Origin of the sequence: Alkalihalophilus marmarensis DSM 21297 (assembly GCF_000474275.2) — a bacterium.
Taxonomy (GTDB): Bacteria; Bacillota; Bacilli; order Bacillales; family Bacillaceae_D; genus Alkalihalophilus; species Alkalihalophilus marmarensis.
The window spans coordinates 308111-314661 of sequence record NZ_ATAE01000008.1 but is presented as its reverse complement, the minus strand read 5'-3'; the positions used below and the strand labels follow the sequence as shown (position 1 = coordinate 314661).

General features: G+C 38.1%; 8 protein-coding genes. All 8 read left to right on the top strand.

The annotated features are described in order from the left end of the window. Window positions 1-48: 48 nt before the first annotated feature. The 8 genes from A33I_RS05210 to A33I_RS05175 all read left to right on the top strand — a co-directional run bounded on the left by A33I_RS05210 (window position 49) and on the right by A33I_RS05175 (window position 6543). The gene (locus tag A33I_RS05210) at window positions 49-570 is read left to right on the top strand and encodes a YihY/virulence factor BrkB family protein (protein ID WP_235806158.1); all 522 of its coding nucleotides are present in this window, start codon (window positions 49-51) and stop codon (window positions 568-570) included. Window positions 571-700: 130 nt separating this feature from the next. Then, window positions 701-1654 (top strand): TraB/GumN family protein, encoded by a 954-nt coding sequence (locus tag A33I_RS05205; RefSeq protein ID WP_022627413.1) that lies wholly within the window; start codon window positions 701-703, stop codon window positions 1652-1654. A gap of 37 nt (window positions 1655-1691) precedes the next feature. Beyond that, window positions 1692-2048 carry a VOC family protein gene (locus tag A33I_RS05200; protein WP_022627412.1) on the top strand — a complete coding sequence of 119 codons (357 nt, stop codon included), beginning with the start codon at window positions 1692-1694 and terminating at the stop codon, window positions 2046-2048. Window positions 2049-2658: 610 nt separating this feature from the next. Continuing rightward, entirely contained in the window at window positions 2659-3618 is a 960-nt protein-coding gene (locus A33I_RS05195; protein WP_022627411.1) for a DMT family transporter, read from the top strand. A gap of 22 nt (window positions 3619-3640) precedes the next feature. After that, window positions 3641-4756 carry a cysteine desulfurase family protein gene (locus A33I_RS05190; RefSeq protein ID WP_022627410.1) on the top strand — a complete coding sequence of 372 codons (1116 nt, stop codon included), beginning with the start codon at window positions 3641-3643 and terminating at the stop codon, window positions 4754-4756. A gap of 159 nt (window positions 4757-4915) precedes the next feature. Continuing rightward, window positions 4916-5479 (top strand): GNAT family N-acetyltransferase, encoded by a 564-nt coding sequence (locus A33I_RS05185; protein ID WP_022627409.1) that lies wholly within the window; start codon window positions 4916-4918, stop codon window positions 5477-5479. A gap of 118 nt (window positions 5480-5597) precedes the next feature. Next, window positions 5598-5963: a VOC family protein gene (locus tag A33I_RS05180; RefSeq protein WP_022627408.1), complete on the top strand. Its 366-nt coding sequence runs from the start codon at window positions 5598-5600 to the stop codon at window positions 5961-5963. Window positions 5964-6006: 43 nt separating this feature from the next. Further along, window positions 6007-6543 carry a hypothetical protein gene (locus A33I_RS05175; RefSeq protein WP_022627407.1) on the top strand — a complete coding sequence of 179 codons (537 nt, stop codon included), beginning with the start codon at window positions 6007-6009 and terminating at the stop codon, window positions 6541-6543. Window positions 6544-6551 lie beyond the last annotated feature (8 nt).

Sequence of the window (6551 nt, the reverse complement as noted above, 5' to 3'; positions counted from 1 at the left end):
ATTTAGTGCACTCATTTTTAGTATATCATTTGTATTTTAACTTTTTTATTGAAAAATATTGACAAACTATTAGCTGGTTTTGTTAAAGCAAGGTTGTTATCAATCGCCCTAACATTAGGAATGATTGTAGCCTTCGTAGTAGCTCTCATTTTACCAGTGTTTGGAGATACAATTATCAATTTTATTAAATCGTTTGGTCATTTGCCTGATGAGATGGAGGTTTTATTTAGGGTCCTTCGCTGGGCTCTTAGTATTACAATTACTGTGATTATTTTTGCTGCACTATATCATTTTGCACCGAATGTGAAAACACCCTTCAAACATGCCTTACCTGGTGCAGTGTTCTCAACACTATCATGGCAGCTAACTTCATTAGGCTTTTCGATTTACATTAGTAACTTTGGGAATTATTCAGAGACATACGGAAGTTTAGGCGGGATATTTATCTTAATGCTATGGTTCTTTTTAATCGGCATAATTCTTGTTGTCGGAGCAGAGATCAACGCGATTATTTATAGAAAAAGAAAGAAGAGATTGGTTCAGGACGAACATATGACAAAGAGTATTTAAGCCCCATAAAAGGAAACTCATATTAAAAATGAGTTTCTTTTTTTTCATTGAAAATTATCTAGAAATCCAATGTTCCTTTTGATAAATACGACCCAATTACTATATAATGGAATTAAAAAGGAGGAGTTTTATGCACCGATTTTTTGGAATTCTCATTCTTATTTTTCTATTGCATGGATGTTCATCTAGTGAATCAATAATAAACAATGCAGATAAACAAAACACTGTGGCTGAAGTACATAATGAATCAAAAGGAGTCTTTTATAAAATTGAAAACAACCAAAATACCATCTATTTATTCGGATCAATACATACTGCTAATCGTGATTTGCATCCATTAAAACCCGAGGTCGAAGCTGCTTTTACAGAATCTGATTATGTTGCAGTTGAATTAGACTATAAAAATATCGATCTTACAAAATGGAATGAACTGAATAAAGAATTTGGCCTTTTAAAAAGCGGAACAATTGATCATTATCTTTCTCCTAAAACACGCGAGCATTTTAATGAATTTCTAAGCACTTATCAAATTAGAGAGAATGATATTAATCAACTGCAGCCTTGGAATCTTAATCATTATATTCAAGCAACTGTTGCTGCAGAAGAAGGATTTTCACCAGATTTTGGAATAGAAGAGTATTTCTTATCAAGAGCACCTGTCGAAGAAAAATCAATTTTACAGTTGGAATCATATGAAGATTTTTTTTATGTGTGGGGTCAATTACCAATTGAAACTCAACTACTTGAATTAGAAGATACACTAAAGCAACCAGAAAAAGCGATAGTTGAACTTGAACAATTAATGGATGCTTGGATAGCAGGTGACATAAGCCAGTTAGCTACTTTTAGGCAAGCCTCAGAGCTTGACGGAGCAGACCCACATGATTTAAAAGAATTTTATATTCGCTTTTTTGAAGAAAGAGATCTTAAAATGGCGAATAAGATTGAAGAACTTTTAAATAGCAAAGATAATAAAGTTATTTTTGCTACCGTAGGGGTGCTTCACTTGGTAGGAGAGGACAGTATTGTAGAAGTATTAAGATCTAGAGGTTATAAAGTGCAAAATATATTTGATACATTATAAGCATTCAATTAATCATTAGTTAAGAGGAGTAAATTCTATGGGCAAAGTAATCGGTTTTGAAATCAGCAGTCAACAACCAGAAAAGGCTGCAGCTTTTTATACGGAAGTATTTGGGTGGGAGGTTTCAGAACCTCATTGGGATTATAGATCTGTTCATTATCAAACAGCTGAACAAAATGTTCTTATAGGTGGCATCAGTAAAGGCCCGAGCGATTTTCCTCACGGGACAAGAATCCAAATACAAGTGGATAGTCTTGATGAAATCATCGGTAAAGCAATCGAACATGGCGCAATGATTTTAAGAGAAAAGATGGAATTTGAGGATTTTTATATGACCTATATTGTGGATCCGACCGGCGTATGCCTTGGGCTCATAGAAATGAAATCATTATAAAAATAAGTAAACATGGTCGACTAGAAGCTTAGAGTTTACTCTAGGCTTTTTACCTAGAAGTACCTCATTATCACTTCGTATTTCCGCAGGATCGCCGCTCCTGAACTTTACTACGGTTTTCACGGGGAGCTAGTGAGCTTCCTCGGGCAACGCCCTGTGGGATCTCACTCCTGCTCTAGGCCCCGTAGAAGTCTCCGTATAGTTCATCCGCTAGGTTATTGCTTTATGCAATTATTATGAGGAGTGATTTAGTTATGGTTCAGTTCAAATGTTAAAAAAGCAGACGTCGTTGATTGGAGCGGAAGGGACCAGACTCCTGCGGAATGGGCCTTGACCATGGGAGACCCCAAAGGAGTATAACGACGAGGAGGCTCCGGTCCGCCCGCCGAAAGCGAGTCCCTGCAGCGGAAATCAACAACTTTGGCAGGTGGGAACTTTTTCAGTGAGTTTCTAAATGAGTAGATTAATGCTTTATTCCTATCCTTAACAAACAACCATATAACCCAAGCCCTATTCTATTTCTGTTAGACTATTCAAACACTAGACGCCCGAAATATGTTATCCTTATTAAAATACTTTTATCAGTTAATGTACTAGAGGGGGCTTTAAGGTGAATGCAATCTTATCAACCATTCAGCGATATCCTTATTTCTTATTAGTATTAGCAACGTTTTTTTGGGGTACTAATTTTGTTTTCAGCCGCTTGATCGTAGAATATGTTCCCCCGTTGCAGCTTTCCTTAATAAGATGGACGTTGGCAAGCCTGTTCTTTTTGCCATTTGTCTACAAAGAGTTGAAACAACACAAGAAGGTGCTTATGGCGCATTGGAAAGTACTTACGCTTATGGCCTTTACGGGCGTTGCAGGCTTTAATTCATTAATTTACATAGCCATTCAATACACCACATCAATCAATGCATCGCTCGTTAATTCGCTGTCACCATTATTAATCGTTATCTTATCTGTATTCTTCTTAAAAGAACGTTTTTCAACGGTTCAATTTGCTGGAGTGATCGTCTCTCTTATTGGAGTCATTATCGTTATCTCACAGGGAAGTTTTGAGCGCTTGCTCAGCTTGACCTTTAACCCGGGAGACCTTATCGTGTTAGTCGGTGTTTTTTGCTGGTCAATTTATTCGGTTGTCATGAAAAAATTCAGCGGCGGGCTGCCAAAGCGCCCGACATTTCTCGTCACAATGTACATTGGCATGATCGGGCTCTTTCCTTTTTTCTTATTTGAACGAACCTACGCACCGGTAGCAATTTCAGAACTGCCGCTAGAGGTGATCTTAGGGGTTGTTTATCTCGCTATTTTTCCAAGCATTGTGTCGTTTGTGTGCTGGAACGAGGGAATTATTCAAGTCGGTCCGGCTAAATCATCAAATTTTCTTCACCTGATTGTTTTGTTTACAGCGATTATTGCTGTTGTAATTGGCGCAGAAACATTAACACTGAATCAGGTGATCGGTGGAGCTGCGATTTTAACCGGTGTCATCTTAGCTTCTAATCCAGACTTTTTGTATAAACGGTTAAGAAAAGCGAGCAGCCTTCATAAAAGCATGAGTCGATAATACGTTGAAAGGATGTTAGACAATGAGGCAAGTCTATTTAGATTACAATGCAAGTACTCCGATTGCACCTGAAGTACGCCAGGTAATGCTGCCCTTATTAGAAAATGATTTTGGAAACCCTTCCGCCATGCACCAGTTTGGAAAAAATGCAAAAAGGGCAGTTGAGCAGGCGAGAACTCAAATGGCAGACCTAATCGGGGCAAACCCTGAAGAGCTCATATTCACAAGCGGAGGCACAGAATCTAACAACCATGCTTTAAAAGGAGTCTATGATCATTACAAAGATCGAGGTAACCATATTATTACAACAAGCATCGAACATCCCGCTGTCATAGAGCCTTGCCGCTACTTATCACAGAATGGGGCAAAAATCACCCAGGTTGGAGTCGATGAGTATGGCCGTGTAGATCCTGATGAAATTGAACACGCAATAACAGAGGATACCATTCTCATTTCGGTTATGCACTCAAATAACGAGGTTGGAACCATTCAACCGATCAAAAAAATAGGAAAGCTGGCTAAAGATCGAGGAATTCTATTTCATACTGACGCGTCACAATCTCTTGGAAAAGTTGAGATCGACGTAGATGACTTACATGTAGATCTCTTAACCTTCGCAGGACATAAACTTTATGCCCCTAAAGGAATTGGAGCGCTATACATACGTGAGGGAGTTAAACTGAGCAATTTTATGCATGGTGCCGGGCATGAACGAGGGTTGCGCGCTGGTACGGAAAATGTCATTTTTGCAGCAGCTTTAGGGGAAGCGTGCAGTTTAGCAAAAGAAAACTTGCAGCAAAACAAGGAAATCAAGCAGCTGCGAGACTATTTCTGGGGAGAATTAAAGGAACATTTTCAAGAGAAGATCTCATTAAACGGCCACCCTGACCACCGCCTGCCAAACACGCTGAATATTAATATGATCGGTCGTATCGGACAAGAGGTATTAGCACAGCTGTCACAAGTTGCCGCATCAACAGGCTCTGCCTGTCATGCAGGAGAAGTAACCCTTTCACCCGTGTTAAGCGAAATGGGAGTAAGAGAAGAAGAGGGAATGGGAGCGATAAGATTTAGCTTAGGAAAGTACACAACAAAAGAAGAGATCGAATATGTGTTAGAGCATATGAAAAAAATCTAATAGCTAACGTTAGGGAGAAGTCAAACCGTCATAGGTTTGGCTTATTTCATTATAAGAATAAATGTTGGTAGACTTTGTAACTTTACTCTATGTAGTGACGTTATATGTTCATAAAATAAGTGTACGAAAGTATAAAGACTAAGAATAGGATGAAAAGCAATGAATACGATACGAAGAAAAGCACCGAAATCATTTAAAACAGAAAGATTATGTTTACGTGCCCCTTTAAAAGAAGGTGATGGACTTATTATTCATCAAGCAATTATCGCATCTATTCATGAATTAAAGCCTTGGCTGCCATTTGTACAGGATATACCTACTGAGGATGAAACCGAGAGATCCTGGCAGACTGCTTATCAGAAATTTATTGAAAAAGATTATTTTCGTTATCTTATTTTTACGAAAGAAAGAAATGAATTTATTGGAGTGGCAAGCTTTGAGAACGTCGATTGGCATATTCCTAAATGTGAAATAGGTTATTGGATAAACACAAAGTATAGCGGCAATGGATATATGACCGAAACCGTTCAAGAGTTAATAACAATTGGTATTAATCAAATGAAATTTAACCGTATAGAAATCCGTTGTGAATCAACAAATGTAAAAAGTCGTGCGATTCCTGAGAAACTTGGGTTGAACTTAGAAGGCATTTTAAAGAACGAAGATAGGTCCGCAGACGGCAGCAAGCTGACGGATACATGTATTTACTCTATTACTCCTTAAACACCTAACTTTGAATCAATGAGCATCTGCCTAAAACCTAATTATCTAGCAACCCTAATAATAATGGAATTTTCTGCTATAATAAAAGTGGATTACTAATCAAGCAGGAGGAATGTATATGATATTAGGGGTAGATCACGTTCAGATAACGATACCTAAAGGAGCAGAAGCAGAAGGGAAGTCCTTTTACTGCGATATTTTAGGGCTTAAAGAAGTTGAGAAACCTGATTCACTGAAAGGTAGAGGCGGTTTTTGGCTTGAAGCTGGCAGCCTGCAAGTACATGTAGGAACAGAAGAAGGCTTTGACAGACTATTAACAAAAGCGCATGTTGCCTACCATGTAGAGGATATTTCTTTTTGGAGAGATCGTTTATCAGAGAATAAGATTGAGATTCTTGATTCCGTGCCGATTCCTGGCTTTGAACGCTTTGAGTTTAGAGATCCATTCGGTAATCGAGTAGAGATGATTCAAGAAATCAAGTAATTCTAAATCAACTAATTAATCGACGATGGGGAAGAGGGATCTTATGATAAAAAAACTCGTTCCGCTGACCTTCTTGATCGTAATGCTAACTGTTTTATCGTCCAATCCAACTCATGCCCTTAGTTGTATTGAGTTTGAAGAGCCTGTAATCAATTATTTTGATCTTGCTATTTTTGGGACAGTTACTAATATAAATAAAAATCCAAATGATTATATGTATCCAGTTGAAGTAGAAGTGGTTAAGAGCTGGAAGCAACAAGTGCCTTCTACACTGGAGATGAAAGTGGACTATACTTGGGGTTATGAATTTCAAAAGGATCAGACCTACATGATTTATTTAAGTGTGGACGATCACAATTATATTAACAGCCCATGCAGTCCGGTCACTCAAGTTGATTCAGAAACTGATTATAAAGATTCCTCTCTTGGAGAAGAGTTTGAACCAGCTGCAGCAGAGAACCAAGAGGCAGCAGCTGTGAACGTAAATCCCTTCTATATCCCGATATTTGTACTTATTACTATCATTTCAGCTATTCTTCTATTCTTGTTAATAAAAAGATGCAGGACTAAATCCGAGTAGAGTTCTAC